Below are 20,687 nucleotides of genomic sequence, written 5' to 3'. Positions count from 1 at the left end.
GCGGCGGGCGGGTCAAGGGGGCCAGCCCCCTCGCGCATGCGCGCTCACCCCCGCGGTATTTTTGGTCAAAAGAAGGGCAGGTGGTCATGCTTCGCGAATCCGGGTGATCATTTCGGTGGTGTCGCGGCTGAGGTTGGGTGTGCTTGCGATCCGGTCAAGTTCCTTGCTGATCATTGATTGGCGGATCGCGTCATAGCGCCGCCATGTCTGGAACGCGGCGCACATCCGCGCGGTGGTTTGTGGATTGAGCGGGTCCAGCTGGATCAGCCAGTCCGCCAGAAGCCTGTAGCCCGACCCATCCTTGGCGTGGAACCCTGCGTGGTGTCCGGCCAGCGCGCCGAGCGTGGCGCGGAACCGGTTGGGGTTTTTCCAGTTGAAATCGGCATGCCGTGTCAGCGCCTTGGCGGTGTCGGCGGCATCGTCGGGTTTGGCCTCGGTCACTTGCAGGCCGAACCACTTGTCCATCACCAGCCGGTCGTCTTTCCACTGCGCTTCGAATGTGGCCAGCGCCGCGTCCCCCCGGCCTGCGCGGATCAGGTTGGCCAGTGCGGCGAGTTGCTGGGTCATGTTGTCGGCCGCGTCATATTGCGCCTGTGCAGTGTCCCCGCCATCCTGCCGGGTGATCAGCGACAGTATCGCGTTGCCCAGGGCGCGTTTGCCGGCTTGTGTGGCGTCGGGGCGGTAGGGGGGCGGCACCTGTTGTGCTGCGTACAGCCCCGCAAGGTCGTCGCGCATCTGATCCGAGAGCGCCTGTTTGAGGTTGGTCACCGCCGTCCAGATCGTGTCGGGGTCGGGGATGTGCCCGTCGCGGTGCAGATCGGCAGCGAGTTCGGATTGCCCGGGAAGGCCCAGCATCAGCGCGCGATAGGCCGGATCGAGACCGTCGTCAAGCAGCACTTTGGCGATCCCGTTGAGCCACGCGGTATCAGGTCCTGTTCCCTTGGTCAGCGTGTTCATCAGCGAGGTGCGGGCGAGGTTGCGCGCGGCCTCCCATCTGGTGAAGGGGTCCGTGTCATGGGCCAGCAGAAAGGCGTGATCGGCGTCGTGATCCAGCACGATGGGGGCCGAAAACCCGCGCAGGATCGAGGGAATCGGTTTGGCCGCCTGCCCGGGGAATGAAAACGTCTGGCTGGCTTGGGTCAGTTCGAGGACCTGCGTGCCCATCGCCTCGGACCCATCGGGGGTCAGCAATCCGACCGCCAGCGGGATCACTTGGGGTTGCGGATCGGCGGTGGTCGCCGAGGGCGGTGTGGATTGCGCAAAGGTGAGGGTGTAGGTGCCGTCCTCATAGTTTTCAGAGACAGCGACGCGCGGCGTACCAGCCTGCGAATACCACCGTTTGAATTGGGTGAGATCGCGTCCTGTTGCGTCCGTGAACACCGCCAGCCAGTCTTCGATGGTGCAGGCCTGACCGTCATGGCGTTCGAAATAAAGGTCGAGGGCCTTGGCATAGGCTGCATCGCCGACAAGCGTTTTCAGCATGCGGATGACCTCGGCCCCTTTTTCATAGACTGTCGCCGTATAGAAGTTGTTGATTTCCTGAAAGCTTTCGGGGCGGACAGGGTGGGCGAGGGGCCCTTGATCCTCGGGGAATTGGCGGCCCCGCAGGTCGATCACGTCCGAGATGCGTTTGACGGGTTCAGAACGCATGTCAGCCGTAAACTGGCTGTCGCGGAACACGGTCAGCCCTTCCTTGAGGCACAGCTGGAACCAGTCGCGACAGGTGATCCGGTTACCGGTCCAGTTGTGGAAATACTCATGCGCGATGATCGCCTCGATCCGTTCGAAATTCATGTCAGTCGAGGTTTCGGGGCTGGCAAGGACTGCGGAGGCGTTGAAGACGTTCAGCCCCTTGTTTTCCATCGCGCCCATGTTGAAATCGTCCACGGCCACGATGTTGAACACGTCCAAGTCATAGGCCCGCCCATAAACCTCTTCGTCCCAAGTCATTGACGCCTTGAGCGCCTCCATCCCGAAGGCGCATTTGCCCTCGTCGCCGGGGCGGACATAAAGGGCGAGGTCCACGTGCCGCCCCTCGGACGTGGTGAATGTATCGCGGTGGGCGACCAATTCGCCTGCCACAAGCGCGAACAGATAGGCTGGTTTGGGCCATGGGTCATGCCACTCGGCCCACCCATCCCCCGACGCGACCGGGTTTCCGTTGGACAGCAATGTTGCGTGGGGCCCGTTGATGCGCACCGTGAACGTGGACATGACATCGGGGCGGTCGGGGTAGTAGGTGATCTTGCGAAACCCCTCGGCCTCGCATTGGGTGCAGTACATGCCGTTTGATTGGTACAGTCCTTCGAGGGCTGTGTTGGCGATGGGGTCGATCTGGACCTCCGCCTCCCACAGAAACGGCATGTTGGGCACGTCGCAACTCAGCCCCTCCGCCGTCAGGGTTGGGGTCACGGCTTCTCCGTCGATCTTGGCAGAGATCAGCGACAGGTTCTCGCCGTGCAGAAAGAATGCGTTGTTCGTTGCATCCGGGTTGGGCGCAAAGCGGATGCGCGAGGTGACGCGGGTTGCTGATGGGGCCAGATCAAAGGTCAGATGCACCTCTTCGACGGTGAAGCCGAACGGGGTATAATTGGCGAGATAGATCGTCTGAGGGGCCGCGTCGCGCATCATGTATCGCCTTTTCATGGAACCAAACCGGATGACAAGAGGTTAGGCCCATGATGCCGGGGCTTCAAGGTCACCCGCCGCTGCAGTTGCCGGATGGATCCACCTTGTCAGCGTCTGGCACAGGGCTTGAAAAGCGGGCAGCGAACGCCCGCCTGTCTTTGCGGGGCATTGGCTGTGCGGTGATTGCAATGGCATTTGTTCTGATTGACGTTTCGGCATTCGTGGGGGGCGGGCAGATGACGTCGCACGCAGTCAAGCTGTGGACGCGCCTTGGTGCTTGCGACCGTTATGGGCGGCGTAGATGCTGCGGGCCTGATGGTTGAAAACTGTGATGGCAACACCAGTTTGGCGTAGAAGTGATTGATCCGGTGTTGCCTGTTTTGGCGACGCCGGAGTTTTGATGTGATCAAGCGGGTTGGGCACGGACCGACGCGGTGCAATCAGAGGGGTCCTTTGAGTATGGCCAGGATGCGGAAGACATCGGAGTTGCCGCAAAAGATGTGCCTGATCTGCGCGCGTCCGTTCACATGGCGCAAGAAGTGGGCAAAGGTCTGGGACGAGGTCAAATACTGTTCGGAGCGGTGTCGCCGGGCCTCCAGGACGTGAAAAACTGCCTATTGTGCTGGTGTGTGGAGGTTTTGGTAAAATTATATGACCAATGTTGTTTACGATAGGAAACTTTTTCTCTAAGTCTCGGGCAACGCCAGAATCCGAAGTCAGGAGATCCGACCATGACAACATACGTAGAACGCGCCGATTTGACCGTTGCCGAGGTATTGGCCCAATTTGTTGAAAGTCAGGCATTGCCGGGCACAGGTGTCGGGTCGGCAGACTTCTGGGCCGGGTTTTCGGCCATTGTCCACGATCTTGCCCCCAAGAACCGTGCCTTGCTGGAAACGCGGGAAACGATGCAGGCCAAGATTGATGCCTGGCACGTCGCCCACCGCAGCGGCCCCCATGACGCCACCGCCTACGAGGCGTTCCTGCGCGAGATCGGGTATTTGGTACCCGAAGGCCCCGATTTCGAAATCGAGACGCAGAATGTCGACCCTGAAATTGCCCACACACCCGGTGCACAGCTTGTCGTGCCGATCACCAATGCGCGTTTTGCGCTGAATGCGGCCAATGCGCGCTGGGGTAGTCTTTATGACGCGCTTTATGGCACGGATGCGCTGGGCGATCTGCCAAGCGGCAAGGGCTATGACAAGGACCGCGGCGCCCGCGTCGTTGCGTGGGCCAAGGGCTTTTTGGACAGCGCGGTTCCGCTGAACGGGGCCAAGTGGGCGGAAGTCGATCATCTTGGCGTCGACGGGCACGCGTTGGTGATCAAGGCTGGTGGGCAGACAGTCACGCTGGCTGATCCCGCCCAATATGCAGGCCATGCGGGTGGCGATGAATGGACGCATTTCCTGTTCAGGAACAATGGCCTTGGCATCGAGATTCTCGTCAATCCGAACCACGAGATCGGGGCCACGGATGCCGCAGGTATCGCGACCGTCAATCTTGAGGCTGCTTTGTCCACCATCATGGATTGCGAAGACAGTGTGGCGGCTGTGGATGCCGAGGACAAAGTGCTCGCCTATTCCAATTGGTTGGGCCTGATGAAGGGCGATCTGTCCGAGACCTTTGAAAAGGGCGGCGCGTCCGTCACACGGCGGATGTACGGGGATTTCACCTACACCGCCCCCGATGGCAGCGATCTGCCGATCAAGTGCCGCAGCCTGATGTTGATCCGCAATGTCGGCCACCTGATGACCAACCCTGCGATCCATGACCGCGACGGCAACGAGGTCGGCGAGGGGCTGATGGATGCGATGATCACCACCCTGATTGCGATGCACGATCTGGCCAAGACCGACGGGCCACGCAACTCGGTTGCCGGATCGGTCTACGTGGTGAAACCCAAGATGCACGGGCCTGCCGAAGTCGCCTTTGCGGACGAAATTTTCACCCGCGTGGAAAAGGTGCTGGGCCTGCCCGCCAACACGGTCAAGCTGGGCATTATGGACGAGGAGCGGCGCACCTCTGCCAACCTCAAGGAATGTATCCGCGCCGCCAAATCGCGCGTGGCCTTCATCAACACGGGCTTCCTTGATCGTACGGGCGATGAAATCCACACCTCGATGGAAGCAGGACCCATGATCCCCAAGGGCGAGATGAAGGGGGCTGCGTGGATTTCGTCCTATGAGGATCGCAATGTGGACATTGGCCTCGCCTGCGGTCTGAAGGGGCGTGCGCAGATCGGCAAGGGCATGTGGGCCATGCCTGACCTTATGGCCGAGATGCTGGAGGCCAAGGTGGGCCACCCCCAAGCGGGCGCGACCTGTGCGTGGGTGCCCTCGCCAACCGCAGCCACCCTGCATGCGACCCACTATCACAGCGTGGATGTGCTGGCCCGTCAGGACGAGATCGAAGCGGGTGGTGCCCGTGGCACGCTGGCGGATTTGCTGACCATTCCGGTGGCTGTGGGCCGTAACTTCTCGGACGATGAAATCGCGCGCGAGATGGAGAACAACGCCCAAGGCATCCTTGGCTATGTGGTGCGTTGGATTGATCAGGGGGTGGGCTGTTCCAAAGTGCCGGACATCAATGATGTCGGCCTGATGGAAGACCGCGCGACCTGCCGCATTTCGGCGCAAGGCATGGCGAACTGGCTGCACCACGGTGTGGTGAGCGAGGATCAGGTCCTGGCCGCGCTCAAGAAAATGGCGGCTGTGGTGGATCGCCAGAATGAGGGCGATCCGACCTATACGGCCATGGCTCCGGGTTATGACGGGGTTGCGTTTCAGGCCGCTTGCGATCTGGTCTTGAAGGGGCGGGTGCAGCCCTCGGGCTATACCGAGCCCGTCTTGCACGCCCGTCGGCTGGAATACAAAGCGGGCTGAGCCGCACGTGTAGGGCGACAGGCGCGAGGAAACGGCCCTTTGCGCTGCGCACGACTTTTTGGAACGAAGAAGGGGCAGACGGCCCCGCATGAGGAGAGACGAGATGACAATTTCACTGCGCAAGGCGCGTACGATCATTCGCAAGGCGCTTGAGAAGGGCCGCGAGATGGAGCTGAAACCGCTGTCGGTTGTGGTGCTGGATGCGGGCGGCCATGTGCAGGCGTTCGAGCGTGAAGACGGGGCCGCGCCGGGGCGCTTTGCGATTGCCCACGGCAAGGCCTATGGCGCGGTAATGCTGGGCATGGCAGGCACGGCGCAGATGGCGCGAGCCGAACAGCAGGCCTATTTCATGGATGCGGTGAACGGGCTTTTTGGGGGGCAGGTCGTGCCTGTGCCGGGGGGCGTGTTGATGCGCGACAGGAAGGGAGCCGTGATCGGCGCGGTCGGCGTGACGGGCGATACCTCCGACAATGATGCCATAGCTGCCGTGGCGGGGATCGAGGCGGCGTCCCTTTCGGCTGAGATTTAGGCCATATCGCTCTGCGGGTCTGCGCACAGTCATCTGCGCGCGGGCCCCTCTATGCGTTTTGTGGCCTGCGTCCTATAACGGCCGCAACGCTTGCAGTTGACTGAGGATTCCATGGCCCGTCCCATCATCGGTATCATTTCCAACCACCACCTGATCAACGATGAATACGAGGTGCAGGCGGCAGGCCTGATCAATATATCTGCTGTGGCGGATGTGGCTGAGGGACTGCCATTGCTGGTGCCCGCCGAGCCGGACAAGGTCCGTATCGAAGACCTGCTGGCCCATTGCGCGGGCTTTGTGTTCACCGGCGGGCGCGCCAACGTCCACCCCGAAGAATACGGCGAAGAACCGACCGAGGCCCACGGCGCGTTTGATCGTAAGCGGGACGGTGTGACCTTGCCATTGATTCGCGCCCTGGTGGAGCGTGGCCAGCCCTTGCTTGGGATCTGTCGCGGCTTTCAGGAGGTCAATGTGGCCATGGGTGGCTCCCTCTATCCCGAAATCCGGGACCTGCCGGGGCGCACCAACCACCGCATGCCCCCGGATGGCACGCTGGAGGAAAAGTTTGCCCTGCGTCACGACGTGACCTTTACCGAGGGCGGTGTGTTCCACCAGCTGATGGGCGCGCAATCCGTGCCCACCAACACGCTGCACGGGCAAGGGATTAAAAAGGCGGGGCCGCGTGTGGTCGTGGACGGGCATGCGCCCGATGGCACACCCGAAGCAATTTATATCGAAGGCGCGCCGGGGTTCAGCCTGTCGGTGCAGTGGCATCCGGAATGGAATGCGCAGGCCGATCCGGTGTCGCGCCCCCTGTTCGAGGCGTTTGGTGCGGCCTGCCGTGACTGGGCCGACGGGGGCCGCGCGCGCCCTGCGCTGCGCAGCGCCTGAGGGGCGTTAAGCCTGCCTTAACCAAAGTAGGTCTAGCGTGGCAGCATGCCTCGCTACATCCGTTCAAAGCTGCCTGATCATACCTATTTCTTTACGGTACGGGCGGCCCGCCGGGGGGATGATCTGTTTGTGCGCCACGTGGATGTGCTGCGCGGGGTGATGCGTAAAGCGCATCTTGCCCAACCGTTTCAGATAGACGAGATCGTCGTGTTGCCGGATGTGATCTACTGTTTGTGGACCTTGCCCCCGGGTGATGCCGATTTTTCGCGCCGCTGGCGGATGATCAAAAGCCTGTTTTCCCGCGCTGTGCCCGCACCCGAGGATGTGTCGGACCAGCGCTTGCGCCCGGGCGAGAAGGGGCTGTGGCAGCGCCGGTTTTGGGAACACCGCATTCGGGACGGCGAGGATCTGGCGCTGCACCGCCATATGATCTTTACCGCTCCCGTACAGGCAGGACTGGTGAACAGGCCCGAGCACTGGCCCTATTCGTCGATCCATCGCGCGCTGGCGCAAGGCACGGTTGCGCCCTTCGAAACCGTCGGGGCTGGATATGCCCCCATCGGGCGCACGACACGTGCGCCTTACAGCAAACCGCCGCTCGCCTCGTAAGGCGGAGGTGTCCTCCGCCCCCCTACACCGTTTGACCCCCCGAAATCTGGATGCTCTGCCCGTTGATGCTTTGCGATCCCGGTCCGACCAGCCAAAGCGCGGCGGCCGCCACCTCCTCGACCTCAAGCAGGCGCTTGTGCCGATTGGCCTTGACCATGACATCACGCGCATCCTCGGTACTCATGCCGGTGCGCGCGGCAATGGCCTCTTGATTGCGATCCACGATAGGCGTGTCCACATAGCCCGGACAAAGTGCGTTGAACGTATAGGGCGACCCCAGATAATCCTCGCTCAAGCTGCGGATCATCCCGATCAGACCGTGTTTTGAGGCTGCATAGGCGGGCGCGCCGGGCAGGCCGCGCAGGCCCGCAATGGACGAGACGGCTATCACCCGGCCCCAATCGGTCTCGCGCATGGATGTCAGGCATTCGCGGATCGTCAGAAAAGCGCCATCAAGGTTGGTTGCCATCATGTTGCGCCAGAATGCCATATCGGTCTTGTGCAGGCTGCGCCCCTCGGCGATGCCCGCATTCGGCACACAGATCTGAATGGGGCCGCGTGCCTTCACGGACGCTGCGATCACATCGCGAACTGCCCCCTCGTCGCGTACATCCATCGCCGCGCCGAACAGCCCGTCGCCAGCGACCCCGTCCAGCACGGATTGGCGCCGTCCTGTGATCGTGACCTGTGCCCCCTTGGCTGCAAGGGCGCAGGCAATGGCCAGCCCAATACCAGTCCCTCCGCCGGTGACCAATGCGTGCTTGCCGTTCAACATGTCGTCCATCCGGTGGTCCTTTCACAATTCGTTGTACCCAGCTTGCGTGGACGCGGCGATTGGATCAACCTTGATCGGGAAGGTCCTGAGAAAGAGGCGGGCGGATGTTCAAAATGATCGACATACCTCCAGTCTGGCTGATCCTTGCGATTGCGGCGGCCTGGGCGCAGTCCGAATACGCGCCCATGGGCCTCAGCATGGCGCACCCTGTGACCGAGTTGTTGTCTGGGTTGCTGATCGGGGCCGGTGTCGTGCTGATTGCACTGGCGGCGGTGGCCTTTGCCCGCGCCCGCACAACCATTATTCCCCATCAAACCCCGGCGACGCTGATCAGCAACGGAGTGTTCGGGCGCAGCCGCAATCCGATCTACCTGGGGGATGCCTTGATCCTGACAGGCCTGATCCTGCGCTTTGACGCAGTGCCATCGCTGGTCCTGGTTCCGATCTTCATATGGTGGATCGAGCGGCATTTCATTATCTCCGAAGAAAGCCGGATGCGCCGTGTCTTCCGCGCCGAATTTGCGTGCTACGAACAGAAAGTGCGCAGATGGGTTTAAATCTTTTCGATTCTTTCGTGGATGACGTTGGGGCCGCGCTTGTATCTCGTTGCGGGGATCGATAGTGGACACCCCTATCTGCTGCACCATATCGCCTGACGGCCAGACCAAGACATATTTGCATTAAACATGGGGGAATGCGCGCCATGAAGATTGGAACACCAAAAGAAACCTATGCCGGAGAGCGTCGGGTCGCGATGACCCCTGATAGCGCCGCCGCACTGCAAAAGCTGGGCCACACCTGTGTGGTCGAGACGGGCGCGGGCGAGGAGGCAGGATTTCTGGATGCCGATTACAAGGCTGCGGGCGTCGAGGTGGTCAAGACCGCTGCCGCCCTGTGGAAGGCTGCGGATGTGTTGGCCAAGGTGCGCGCCCCCGATGCGACCGAAATGAAACGGCTGCGCGAAGGGCAGACCCTGATTTCGTTCTTCAGCCCCGTGGCAGACGAAGCCAAGATGGCAAGCGCCGCCAAGAAAGGCGCGACCGTGGTGGCGATGGAGATGATCCCCCGCATCAGCCGCGCTCAGAAAATGGATGCGCTGTCGTCCATGGCCAATATCGCGGGCTACCGTGCGGTAATCGAGGCGGGCAACAACTTCGGCCGCTTCTTTACCGGGCAAATCACTGCTGCGGGCAAGGTGCCCCCGGCCAAGGTGCTGGTTGTCGGTGCGGGTGTGGCCGGACTGGCCGCCATCGGCACGTCCACATCGCTTGGCGCGATCACATATGCGTTCGATGTGCGTCCCGAAGTGGCCGAACAGGTCGAATCGATGGGGGCCGAGTTCGTCTACCTCGATTTTGAGGAAGAACAGACTGACGGGGCCGCCACGGGCGGATACGCCTCCGTCTCGTCCCCCGAGTTCCGCGAGGCCCAACTGGCCAAGTTCCGCGAATTGGCCCCCGAGGTCGATATCGTGATCACCACCGCCCTGATCCCCAACCGCGAAGCCCCCGAGTTGTGGACCGAGGACATGGTCGCGGCCATGAAGCCCGGGTCGGTCATCGTCGACCTTGCCGCCGAAAAGGGTGGTAACTGCAAGCTGACGGTCATGGACGAAAAGATCGTGACCGACAATGGCGTCACCATCATCGGCTACACCGACTTCCCGAGCCGGATGGCGACCCAGTCCTCGTCGCTTTATGCGACCAACATCCGCCACCTGATGACGGACCTGACGCCCGAAAAAGACGGCGTTATCAATCACAACATGGAAGATGACGTGATCCGGGGGGCAACCATCGCCCATGCAAGCGAGGTCACATTCCCGCCGCCGCCCCCCAAGGTGGCCGCCATCGCTGCTGCTCCGAAAAAGGAAGCGCCCAAGGACCTGACGCCCGAGGAAAAACGTGCCGCCGAGACGGCTGCCTTTCAGGCCCAGACCAAGAACCAGGTCATTCTGCTGGCCGTAGGCGCGGCTGTCGTCCTTGGCATCGGGATGATCCCCGGCATGCCGGCCAGCTTCATGCAGCACTTTATCGTGTTCGTTTTGTCGGTGTTCATCGGTTTCCAGGTGATCTGGAACGTGGCGCATTCGCTGCATACGCCGCTGATGGCGGTGACCAACGCGATCTCAAGCATCATTATCCTGGGCGCGCTGATTCAGATCGGATCGACCAGCGCTTTGATCACGCTGCTTGGGGGGCTCGGTATCTTCATGGCCGCCATCAACATCTTTGGCGGCTTCCTCGTCACCCGGCGCATGCTCGCCATGTTCCAGAAATCCTGAGGGGGCGCACTTCATGGAAAACGCATTCACCATTGCGGCCTATGTTGTCGCGGCCATTCTGTTCATCCTGTCACTTGGCGGTCTGTCGGGCCAGGAAAGCGCAAAGCGTGCCGTGTGGTACGGCATCGCGGGCATGGCCATCGCGGTTCTTGCCACGCTCATCGGTCCGGGTTCGGGTCTGTGGTTCGCATCGCTGGTCCTGATCGGGGGCGGCGCGGCGGTGGGCTATCAGCTCGCCACCAAGGTCGAGATGACGCAGATGCCCGAACTCGTGGCCATCATGCACTCGCTTGTCGGTCTGGCGGCGGTGTTCGTCGGCTTCAACGCGGATCTGATGATCAACTATATCGACGGGATCTATCAGGCCGAGGGGCTGGTGCTGGGCGCGGTGGCCGAGGACGGGCTGACCGTGGTCGGGCTGCCCAAGGAAGCCTATGAGGGGTTGTCCGTCTTTGGCCAGTTGATTGCCAAGAAGTCGGGCGTCGAGATCGGCATTCTACGCGTCGAACTGGTGCTGGGCATCTGGATTGGCGCGGTGACATTCACCGGGTCGGTGATCGCCTATGCCAAACTGGCGGGCGGGTCCTCGCTGTTGCCGTTCCAGGTGGACACCAGCGCGCAGAAGCTGCCGGGCGGGCACTACCTGAACGCCGGGGCGGCGGGTCTGTCGCTTTTGTTGACCTTCATGTATCTCGGGTCCGGCGGGACGTTCACGCTGGTTTTGTTGACGCTGTTGGGGCTGTTCATCGGCTATCACCTGATCATGGGGATCGGCGGGGCGGACATGCCTGTGGTTGTGTCGATGCTGAACTCCTATTCGGGGTGGGCGGCGGCAGCCATTGGCTTCAGCCTTGGCAATGACCTGCTGATCGTGGTGGGTGCGCTGGTCGGCTCGAGCGGCGCAATCCTGTCCTACATCATGTGCAAGGCGATGAACCGGTCCTTTGTGTCGGTTATTCTGGGTGGTTTTGGCGGCCCCGCGGGCGAGCAGATGGCGGTCGAGGGTGAACAGATTGCCATCGACGCGGATGGGGTTGCAACGGCGCTGAATGAGGCTGACAGTATCGTCATCATCCCCGGTTACGGCATGGCCGTGGCGCAGGCGCAGCAGGGCGTGGCCGAGTTGACGCGCAAGCTGCGCGCCAAGGGCAAGACCGTGCGCTTTGCGATCCACCCCGTGGCGGGGCGTCTGCCGGGGCACATGAATGTGCTCTTGGCCGAGGCCAAGGTGCCTTACGACATCGTGCTGGAAATGGACGAGATCAACGATGACTTCCCGGATACGGATGTGGCCATCGTGATCGGCTCCAATGACATCGTGAACCCGGCGGCCCAAGACGATCCGAACTCGCCCATCGCGGGCATGCCGGTGCTGGAATGCTGGAAGGCCAAACAGGTCTTTGTGTCCAAGCGCGGGCAGGGGACGGGATACTCGGGCATCGAGAACCCGCTGTTCTTCAAGGACAACACGCGGATGTTCTATGGCGATGCAAAGGCGTCCATCGACACACTGCTGCCTCTCATTGACTGACGCAGCTCTGATGCTCGCATAGCATTGGCGCAGTGGCGTCTCAGGGATGGCGGCCTTCGGGGCGCCATTCGCTGAGTCTGTTGCGCAACATTTACCGAGAAAACAGCGCATGGCCCGCCCCACGTCTTGCCCCATGCGCGCCAGATGCCAAACAAAACCCTTATGAGGATCAAGCACCGACATCGCATCGCAGCCAAGGCGACAGAGCCGGACGGCTTTGTGCACGCCATGGCACGCCATGTCGCGATGTATTTCCCCCGCTCGACCAAGCGGCTGGTGGTGTCGTTTGACAACGTGATGAGCCGGGCCGCCCCGCGCCCGCACTTCCCCTGGGGGGCCAATTTCGTGGACCGCATGGGGGCCTCGCATCTGGGGCTGATGATGGCAAGCCCGGATGATTGGTTTCGCCATGCGGATGTCTGGGCCTTCTTTGACAGGCTGCGCGACGATGCCTTCTTTGAAAAGTTCGACGAGGTTATATTCTATGGCAGTTCGATGGGGGGCTATGGCGCGCTGACATTTGCGCAGGCCGCGCCGGGTGCCCGTGTGGTTGCGATGGTGCCGCAAACACATCTGGACCCAGGCGTGGTGCCGTTCGAGACGCGATATGATGCAGGGTTCGAGCGGGGGAAGTGGTCTGGGCCTTACCTTGATGGGGTTGACGGCGCGCGGGCAGCATCGGTGGTCTATGTGCTGTTTGATCCGCATTTTGGCCCTGACGCGGCGCATGTTGCGCGGCTTGATCCGTCTAATCTGGTCGAGTTGCGGCTGCCGTGGAGCTTGCATCACTCTGGGCCGATCCTGAGCAAGACAGGGCGCATGAACGACGTGCTGGAGGCGGCCTTTGACGGCACACTGACGGCGACCTCGTTTCGCGCCATGGTCCGCGCGGGGGAACGCTGTGAAATGGGCGCGCGGCAAAGCCTGCGGGCGGGGCTGTCAAAGGGGCATCCCAAGCTTGTGATGCGTGCCCTGACCGGGCTCGCGCAATCGCATCCCGAATGGGAATTTCCCAAGATCAAAGAGCGGGCGCAGCGTCTTGTGGCGCATGCAGCGCGGACCCCAGAGACCCCGTAACACACCACATCTGTGGGGATTGTGAGGGGTCAGTATACAATTGTACCCCGTTAACATATTGAAAGTAGACATAAAAAGAGTTGGATTTAAACCCGCTTCAAGCTAGGTCTAAGCCGAACAGGCTTGGAGCAGACATGGCACCCGTCGAAGATCACCCTTTGCGCTATCAATTGGCCAACGAGCTGCATGCCCGCCCGTTTCCGTCGATGCATGCGCCATGTGCGGCGGCCTATGTGGCCTTCAAGCAGCCTGAGATGGCGGCCAGCCGGGATCGCGCTGCGGATCTGGATCACCTCCACAAGCTGCTGGATCGCCACGGTGTTGCGCATCCCCAACCCGGTGCGACCCACTATTACGGGCAGATCGGGCGCTATTGGCTGAAATGGGAACAGCACACTGAATTCGTGACCTACACCATCTTTTCCGATGGGGTGGAGGAGCGCGCCTTTGATCCGCGCGCCTTTGATCCGTTCCCCGAGGATTGGCTGGTAGACGCGCCGGGTCAGCGCGTGACCTCGATTCTGGTGCGGGTGGAGCCCCGGATGGAGGCAGAAACGATGCGCGCACGCCTGCGCGAGTGGTTTGTGCCCGAAAGCCTTGCGGTAAGTTCGGTGCTCGAGGATGCGGCGGTGATGGCAGGAGATTTCCGCATCGATCAGAACGGGCATATGCGCTTTGCCGTGTTCACCTCCGAAGGAACAGGTCAGCGCCGTGTGGGCCGCATCGTGCAGCGCCTGTGCGAGATCGAAACCTACAAATCCATGTCGATGCTGGGCTTTGCCCGTGTGCGCAGTCTGGGCGCGCAATTGGGCGCGCTGGATACGCGCGTGACCGAGTTGGTGGAAAGCATGTCGGTCGAAGGATCACGCGCCGAGGAAACCTTGCAGGCACTCCTTGCGATCTCGGCCGAGTTGGAAACGGTGTCCGCACAATCCTCGTTCCGCTTCGGGGCCACTTGGGCCTATGAGGCGATTGTGAACGAGCGGATTGCCGCCCTGCGCGAGGACCGGTTTGAGGGTCGCCAGACGTTTCGGGAGTTCATGGTGCGCCGTTATCAGCCCGCGATGCGCACGGTCCGGTCAGCGCAGGATCGGTTGGAGGCCATGAGTGCGCGCGGCGTGCGCGCCGCCAACCTGTTGCGCACGCGGGTAGATGTGGAACGCTCGGCGCAGAACCAGGCCTTGCTTGAGAGCATGGACAAGCGGTCGGACTTGCAGCTGCGGTTGCAGCGCACGGTTGAGGGTCTGTCTGTTGTGGCCATCAGCTATTACGCGGTCTCGCTGGCGGGTTACCTGTTATATCCGCTGGAGGGGCCGACGGGTCTGTCCAAGAACCTGCTGACGGCGCTGGTCACCGTGCCGGTGGTTCTGGGGGTCTGGTGGCTGGTGCGCCGATTGCGCCGCTCGGTCGAGAAATAGCGTCGGCGGGCTGGTCTGTTCCGGCTTTGCCGAAATGCACCCACCCGCCGACCCTTCGTACCCTATCGCTATCGTGCTGTGTGGGGCATCCGTGGATTCAGGTATTTTTGGCGAAAGGAAGGGGCAGGCGTGCCGCGCCCTATCGCCCTCTGATCCGTGGATCGAGCGCGTCGCGCAGACCGTCGCCGAGGTAGTTCACTCCAAGCACAGTGAGCGAGATCAGGATGCCGGGCAGGATCACCCGTTCGGGGTATTGTTCCATCCGTTGCACGGAGTCCGCCAGCAGTTTGCCCCATGTGGGAAAGTCGGACGGAAAGCCGACGCCAAGAAAGGACAGCGCGCTTTCGGTGATGATTGCGGTGGCGAGTCCCAGGGTGGCCGACACCATGATGGGCGACACCACGTTGGGCAGCAGATGCCGCCGGATGATCGCGCCGGACGTGGTCCCGATTGAGCGTGCGGCGAGGATGAATTCCCGTTCTTTCAGCGCCAGAATGTCGCCGCGTACGATCCGCGCGGTCTGCATCCAACTGGTCAGCCCAATGACCGAGACGATCAGGATGAACATGCCACCTTCGGGGCCGAAATTGGCCCGTAGTGGTTCGCGGAACAGTGTCACCGCCACCAGCAGCAGCGGCAGGATCGGCAAGGACAGCACCAGATCGGTGAACCGCATCAGCCAGAAGTCCGCCTTTTTGAAATAGCCTGATACCACGCCCACAAGCGTGCCGATCACCAGTGCCAGCACCATGGCGGCCCAGCCCACCGCCATGGACGCCCGCCCACCGGCGATCAGATTCGCAAGCATGTCGCGCCCCAGATTGTCGGTGCCCAGTGGGTTGCCCCAACCGACCTTGGCCGTGCTGTCCCAGAGTGCTGTGTAAATGGGGCGCATGTCCTTGTTTCGAATGTCCAGCTTTTGTGGGTCCAGCGTCCAGATGTAGGGTCCAAGCAGGACCGCCAGCGTGATAAAGATCAGGAAACCGCCGCCAAACAGCGCGCCTTTGTGGTGTTTGAACTGGTCCCACACGTCCTTCCACTGGCTGCGTGGTTCTTTGGGCGGTTCCTTGTCCTGAAGGGCCGCCAGCGTGTCGATTTCAAGGTCGGAACCTGCGGGGATGGGGTGATCAGTCATAGCGGATCCTCGGGTCGAGCACGCCGTAAAGCACATCGGCAATCAGGTTGAAGAGCACGATCAGGATCGCGAAGATAAAGGTCAGCGTCATTACCATTGGGATGTCATTGGCAAACAGCGCGGTGAGCAAAAGCTGCCCGATCCCGTTCACCTTGAACACGTTCTCAGTGATGATCGCCCCGCCAAAGATCGCAGGGACCCCAAGTGCTATGACGGTGATCACCGGGATCATCGAGTTGCGCAACACGTGCACCATCACGACTACGCCCTCTTTCAGCCCCTTGGCGCGGGCGGTGCGCACATAGTCCTGGCCAAGGTTGTCCAGCATGGAGGAGCGCATGTAGCGGCTGAGTTGGGCCGTGGTTTGCAGGGCCAGCACCATGACGGGCATGACCATCTGCATGAACTGGACCTTGAAGCTTTCCCAATCGGTCACGACATGCGTGGTGTCATAGATCGAGGGCAGCCACCCAAGCTGGACCGAGAACAGCACGATCAGCAGCGGGCCGGTAAAGAAGGGCGGGATCGAAAAGCCGATCATCGTGATGAACGTACCCGTTTGGTCGAACACCGAATATTGTCTGTAGGCCGAATAGATGCCGATGGGCAGGGCGATCAGGATGCCTACCACGTAGGACAGGCCCACCACCCACAGGGTTTGCGGAATGCGCTGGACCACGATGTCCATGACGGGGCTGCGGGTCTGCCACGAGATCACCCGCTGCTTGCCCTCGGCAAAGGAGGTGCCAAACCAGTGATCCACCAGCACCTGCGGTTCGATCCAGAAGAATTGTATGATCCACTTGAGGTACTGGATGTGGATCGGCTGGCCAAGACCAAGCGCCTCGCGCATCTTTTCCTTCACCTCGGGGGGCACGGTCAGTGGGACCTGCGCCATCGGATCACCGGGGGCGAGCTGCAGCAGCAGGAAAATAACAAGGCTGATGAACAAAAGCGTCGGGATCGACAGGATCAACCGGCGGATTGTGAAGGTCAGCATATATAGCCAGTCCTTTGTCGGAGGTCTTGATTATTGGTCGAGAGGGTAGGGTGGGCGATGTCGCCCACCCCAAAGTCGTTACTTGACGCGGTGCCAGTCGGCCACGTTCCACAGCTCGCTGTCCCAGACGTTCAGCTTCACGCCACCAAGTGAGTTGGCATGGGCCGACACCCGCCCACGGTGCACGAGCGGCACGATGGTATAGGTGTTCTTGGTCAGCATGTTGTTCATCTTGATCGCGATTTCGGCGCGCTTTTCGATGTCGCCTGTGCGGGCCAGCTCATCGATCAGCGCGTCATAGGCGGGATCACAGAAGCGGTTGATGTTCTCACCCTGCCACTGCGACGCGGGGCGGGGTTCGTTGCCGCACCGGTACTGCGCCAGATACTGCTGCGGATCCGTGCCGTTGAAGGTGTTGGCGTACATCTCCACATCTGCATAGAACTTCTGGAACGTGTCGGGCGAACCTGGGTCACCGCCGAAGAACACCGACGCATCAAGGTTGCGCAACTCGGTTTCAACACCGATCTCGCTCCACCACTGTTTGATCAGGGCCTGGAAGTCCTGACGCACGGCGTTGGTTGAGGTCTGGTAGAGCAGTTCCAGCTTCATGCCGTCCTTGTCACGGATGCCGTCACCGTCGGTGTCGGTCCAGCCGGCCTCTTCCAAGAGCGCCTTGGCACCTTCGAGGTCCTGTGCATAGCAGTGCTGGTCGCCACCGGCGAACATTTCGGGCGCGGGGACGAGGTCACAGGTGACCTTGCCTGCCTGACCATAGCCCACTTCGACCAGCAGTTCACGGTCGATGGCCTTGGACAGCGCCTCGCGCACGCGAATGTCGCTCAGGATCGGGTGCGGATGGGCGATGGTTGACCGCTCGCCTTCGGCCAGGTTGGGCGAGGGATCGGTCATGTTCATCTCGAGCCGCTCGACCAGCGGGCCGAAGCCTGCGATCGCCTTGCCCTTGCCCGCGCTTTCCATGCGCGCAATGACGTCGGGGGCCAGTTGCAGGTTCCAGGCATAGTCGAATTCGCCGGTTTCCAGCACCGAACGGCCCGCCGCTGCCGCATCACCGCCACCTTTGAAGGTCACGCTTGCAAAGGCAGGTTTGGCCGGATCGCGGTAGTTGTCGTTGGCCGAGAACTGGATCACGTCATTGGGACGGAAATCATCGACCACAAAGGGGCCGGTCCCGATGGGGTTGAAGTTCGCTTCGGTGCATTCAGGTGCCTTGGCCCCGAGGCAGTCGGCGAACTGTGCAGCCTGAATGATCGGGGACTGGCCGCCGACAAAGGGGCCGTAGGGGTTGGGTTTGGGCTGGTTGAAGGTGACCTTGATGGTCATGTCATCCACAGCCTCGACGTTTTCGACACCGTCAAAGAAGGCCGCCTGTGCGCAGCCGCCTTCGGGGTGCATGCAGTAGTCGGCGGTAAATTTCACATCAGCGGATGTGACGGGTGTGCCGTCAGACCATACCATGCCTTCGGCGATTTTCCATGTGATGGAGGTCAGGTCTTCGCTGACGCCGCCATTGCCTACGGTCGGGATTTCAGAGGCGAGGAAGGGGACCATCACGCCGGTCTCGTCATAGCGGGCCAGCGGTTCAAGCACGAGCGAAGCCGATTCAATATCCTTAGTGCCGCCTGACAGATAGGGGTTCAGGATCGAAGGCGCTTGCCAATAGATGATGCTGACTTCGCCGTCGGCTCCGCGCTCGGCAAAGGCTGCCGGCGCAAGCGCGGCGCTTGCCACTGCACCCATGAGAAGGGTTTTTATTGTCATGTCATACTCCTTGTTGGACGGCGGGCGCGCCCGCACATCAAATACGCCCCGTTGGTCGGGACGTCGGTTTAGACCGGAGGGGCACGCGTCATCTGACATCAGGTAACCCACGGTTTATCCGTGGTTTTTACGCTCGGCCCCCCAAGTGCATTGCCATATCGAAACAGAAGTTGCTGAAAATGCAAGCCTTGCGTGCGGTCAATCGGGAATTTCGGGTGTCTTATGTTTGACAGTGCCCGGACCTTCGCCCACTCTTTGGCTTGTTGGGCCGTTCTGGCTCAAAAACCGGGGAAATACTGCATGCTTGATCAACCGGGCCACGCGCCAATTGCCAATATCCAGGGTTTGCGGGTCGAATTTCAGACCAAGGACGGCCCTGTGCTGGGTGTCGAGGATGTCTCGTTCGAGGTTAATCCGGGCGAAACCGTCTGCATCGTGGGTGAGTCGGGATCGGGCAAATCGGTCTCTTCGCTCTCGCTCATGCGCCTTGTCGAATTTGGCGGGGGCAAGATCGCGGGGGGGCGCCTGATTTTTAATCGCAAGGATGCGGACGCGGTTGATCTGGCCGACACCGAACAGGAGTTGATGCGCACCATCCGCGGCAACGAAATCGGGATGATCTTTCAGGAACCAATGACCGCGCTGAACCCCGTCTTTACAGTTGGCAAACAGCTGACCGAAGGGGTGCGCCTGCACAAGGGCCTGAGCAAATCCGCGGCTGAAGCCCGCGCGCTGGAACTGATGAAACAGGTGCGCATTCCCGAACCCGAGCGCCGCCTCAAGCAATACCCTCACGAGTTGTCCGGTGGCATGCGCCAGCGCGTGGTGATCGCGATGGCATTGGCTTGCGAGCCGCGCCTGCTGATCGCGGATGAACCCACGACCGCGCTGGACGTGACCATTCAGGCCGAAATTCTGGCCCTGATGGACCGCCTCAAGCGCGAGACGGGCACAGCCGTGATGTTCATCACGCATGACATGGCGGTGGTTGCCCAGATGGCGGACCGCGTGGTTGTGATGTTCCGGGGCAACAAGGTCGAAGAGGGGCCTGTCGAACAGATTTTCGAGAACCCGCAACATGCCTATACCAAATCGCTGCTTGCCGCCGTCCCCAAGCTGGGCGAGATGCAGGGCACACAGTACCCCGAACCGATGAAGTTGATGGGGCGTGATCAAAAATCCATCGCCCCCATTTCCGGCACCAACGAGCCGCTGCTGAAGGTCACAGGGCTTACCACCCGCTTTCCGGTGCGCGGCGGCTTTTTCCGCCGTCTCGTGGCTAATGTGCATGCGGTCGAGGATTTGTCCTTTACCATCAACAAGGGTCAGACCCTCAGCCTTGTGGGCGAGTCGGGCTGTGGCAAATCCTCGGCGGGGCGGTCGATCCTGCGGCTGGTGGAGCCGCAGGCGGGCCATATCATGTTGGGTGATGTGGACGTGATGGAGCTGAATGACCGAGGTCTGCGCGAGGCGCGACGCGACATGCAGATGATCTTTCAGGACCCGTTTGCATCCCTGAACCCCCAAATGCAGCTGGCCGATCAGGTGGCCGAGCCGATGCACAATTTCGGCATGTTCAAGGGTGATGAGGGGCGCAAACGCGTCGAGATGCTGTTTGACCGGGTCGAGTTGCCGCGCAGCTTCATGCGTCGCTATCCCCACGAGTTGTCGGGCGGTCAGCGCCAGCGGGTCGCGATCGCGCGCGCCCTCGCGCTGAACCCCAAGCTGATTATCGCGGACGAGGCGGTGTCGGCGCTGGATGTGTCGGTGCAGGCCCAGGTGTTGAATCTGATGATGGAGTTGCAGGCCGATATGGGGCTGTCGTTCCTGTTTATCAGTCACGACATGGCCGTGGTGGAACGTGTCAGCCACCATGTGGGCGTGATGTATCTGGGCCGGATCGTGGAAATGGGACCACGCGCGCGCGTCTTTGAAAACCCCCAGCATCCTTATACCCAGGCCTTGATGAAGGCCGTGCCCATTGCCGATCCGCGCCAGCGCAAGGCCGAGAAAGACCTCAATTTCAAACCGATCCCGTCGCCTATTCATCCGGTCGATTATCAGCCCGCCCCCTCGGAATATGACGAGGTCGAACCGGGCCATTTCGTACTGACCACCGACAGCGGATATTGATGCGGGCCGC

Annotated in this window: 16 protein-coding genes; 11 read left to right on the top strand and 5 right to left on the bottom strand. The window is 61.3% G+C overall.

Features of this window, described 5'->3' with window-relative positions; genetic code table 11:
• Positions 1–84: 84 nt before the first annotated feature.
• Complete coding sequence (gene pepN, locus Q0859_RS06325; protein WP_299148944.1) at positions 85–2,628, bottom strand: aminopeptidase N; 2,544 nt, start codon at positions 2,626–2,628, stop codon at positions 85–87.
• Between the two features lie 459 nt (positions 2,629–3,087).
• Between pepN and Q0859_RS06320 the strand changes: the two genes are divergently transcribed.
• The 5 genes from Q0859_RS06320 (at position 3,088) to Q0859_RS06300 (ending at position 7,542) form a co-directional block, all read left to right on the top strand.
• Positions 3,088–3,234 carry a DUF2256 domain-containing protein gene (locus Q0859_RS06320; RefSeq protein WP_299148768.1) on the top strand — a complete coding sequence of 49 codons (147 nt, stop codon included), beginning with the start codon at positions 3,088–3,090 and terminating at the stop codon, positions 3,232–3,234.
• A gap of 125 nt (positions 3,235–3,359) precedes the next feature.
• Entirely contained in the window at positions 3,360–5,513 is a 2,154-nt protein-coding gene (locus tag Q0859_RS06315; RefSeq protein WP_299148766.1) for a malate synthase G, read from the top strand.
• 103 nt (positions 5,514–5,616) lie between these two features.
• Complete coding sequence (locus Q0859_RS06310) at positions 5,617–6,042, top strand: heme-binding protein (RefSeq protein ID WP_299148764.1); 426 nt, start codon at positions 5,617–5,619, stop codon at positions 6,040–6,042.
• Between the two features lie 111 nt (positions 6,043–6,153).
• Entirely contained in the window at positions 6,154–6,933 is a 780-nt protein-coding gene (locus Q0859_RS06305; RefSeq protein ID WP_299148762.1) for a gamma-glutamyl-gamma-aminobutyrate hydrolase family protein, read from the top strand.
• A gap of 45 nt (positions 6,934–6,978) precedes the next feature.
• On the top strand, positions 6,979–7,542 hold the full coding sequence (locus tag Q0859_RS06300; protein WP_299148760.1) for a transposase: 564 nt from the start codon (positions 6,979–6,981) through the stop codon (positions 7,540–7,542).
• A gap of 22 nt (positions 7,543–7,564) precedes the next feature.
• Here the strand turns inward: Q0859_RS06300 and Q0859_RS06295 are convergent, their stop codons facing one another.
• The gene (locus Q0859_RS06295; RefSeq protein WP_299148757.1) at positions 7,565–8,326 is read right to left on the bottom strand and encodes an SDR family NAD(P)-dependent oxidoreductase; all 762 of its coding nucleotides are present in this window, start codon (positions 8,324–8,326) and stop codon (positions 7,565–7,567) included.
• 95 nt (positions 8,327–8,421) lie between these two features.
• Between Q0859_RS06295 and Q0859_RS06290 the strand changes: the two genes are divergently transcribed.
• The 5 genes from Q0859_RS06290 (at position 8,422) to Q0859_RS06270 (ending at position 14,627) form a co-directional block, all read left to right on the top strand.
• Positions 8,422–8,874, top strand: coding sequence for a methyltransferase (locus Q0859_RS06290; RefSeq protein WP_299148755.1), 453 nt, complete (start codon positions 8,422–8,424; stop codon positions 8,872–8,874).
• Positions 8,875–9,020: 146 nt separating this feature from the next.
• Complete coding sequence (locus Q0859_RS06285) at positions 9,021–10,601, top strand: Re/Si-specific NAD(P)(+) transhydrogenase subunit alpha (RefSeq protein WP_299148753.1); 1,581 nt, start codon at positions 9,021–9,023, stop codon at positions 10,599–10,601.
• A 13-nt stretch (positions 10,602–10,614) separates the two neighbouring features.
• Positions 10,615–12,132, top strand: a complete 1,518-nt coding sequence (locus Q0859_RS06280; RefSeq protein ID WP_299148751.1) for an NAD(P)(+) transhydrogenase (Re/Si-specific) subunit beta — start codon at positions 10,615–10,617, stop codon at positions 12,130–12,132.
• Between the two features lie 162 nt (positions 12,133–12,294).
• Positions 12,295–13,209 (top strand): hypothetical protein, encoded by a 915-nt coding sequence (locus tag Q0859_RS06275; protein ID WP_299148750.1) that lies wholly within the window; start codon positions 12,295–12,297, stop codon positions 13,207–13,209.
• Positions 13,210–13,343: 134 nt separating this feature from the next.
• Positions 13,344–14,627: a DUF3422 domain-containing protein gene (locus tag Q0859_RS06270; RefSeq protein ID WP_299148748.1), complete on the top strand. Its 1,284-nt coding sequence runs from the start codon at positions 13,344–13,346 to the stop codon at positions 14,625–14,627.
• A gap of 139 nt (positions 14,628–14,766) precedes the next feature.
• Here the strand turns inward: Q0859_RS06270 and Q0859_RS06265 are convergent, their stop codons facing one another.
• The 3 genes from Q0859_RS06265 to Q0859_RS06255 all read right to left on the bottom strand — a co-directional run bounded on the left by Q0859_RS06265 (position 14,767) and on the right by Q0859_RS06255 (position 18,544).
• On the bottom strand, positions 14,767–15,762 hold the full coding sequence (locus Q0859_RS06265; RefSeq protein WP_299148746.1) for an ABC transporter permease: 996 nt from the start codon (positions 15,760–15,762) through the stop codon (positions 14,767–14,769).
• Positions 15,755–16,762, bottom strand: a complete 1,008-nt coding sequence (locus tag Q0859_RS06260; protein ID WP_299148744.1) for an ABC transporter permease — start codon at positions 16,760–16,762, stop codon at positions 15,755–15,757. The genes Q0859_RS06265 and Q0859_RS06260 overlap by 8 nt, the downstream gene beginning before the upstream one ends.
• Positions 16,763–16,840: 78 nt before the next feature.
• Positions 16,841–18,544, bottom strand: a complete 1,704-nt coding sequence (locus Q0859_RS06255) for a peptide ABC transporter substrate-binding protein (RefSeq protein WP_299148742.1) — start codon at positions 18,542–18,544, stop codon at positions 16,841–16,843.
• A 300-nt stretch (positions 18,545–18,844) separates the two neighbouring features.
• Between Q0859_RS06255 and Q0859_RS06250 the strand changes: the two genes are divergently transcribed.
• Positions 18,845–20,677 (top strand): ABC transporter ATP-binding protein, encoded by a 1,833-nt coding sequence (locus Q0859_RS06250; protein WP_299148740.1) that lies wholly within the window; start codon positions 18,845–18,847, stop codon positions 20,675–20,677.
• Positions 20,678–20,687 lie beyond the last annotated feature (10 nt).

It is taken from the genome of uncultured Tateyamaria sp. (genome assembly GCF_947497045.1).
Taxonomy (GTDB): domain Bacteria; phylum Pseudomonadota; class Alphaproteobacteria; order Rhodobacterales; family Rhodobacteraceae; genus Tateyamaria.
Note: the sequence above shows the minus strand (reverse complement) of the source record. Positions and strands in the feature narration are given on the sequence as shown.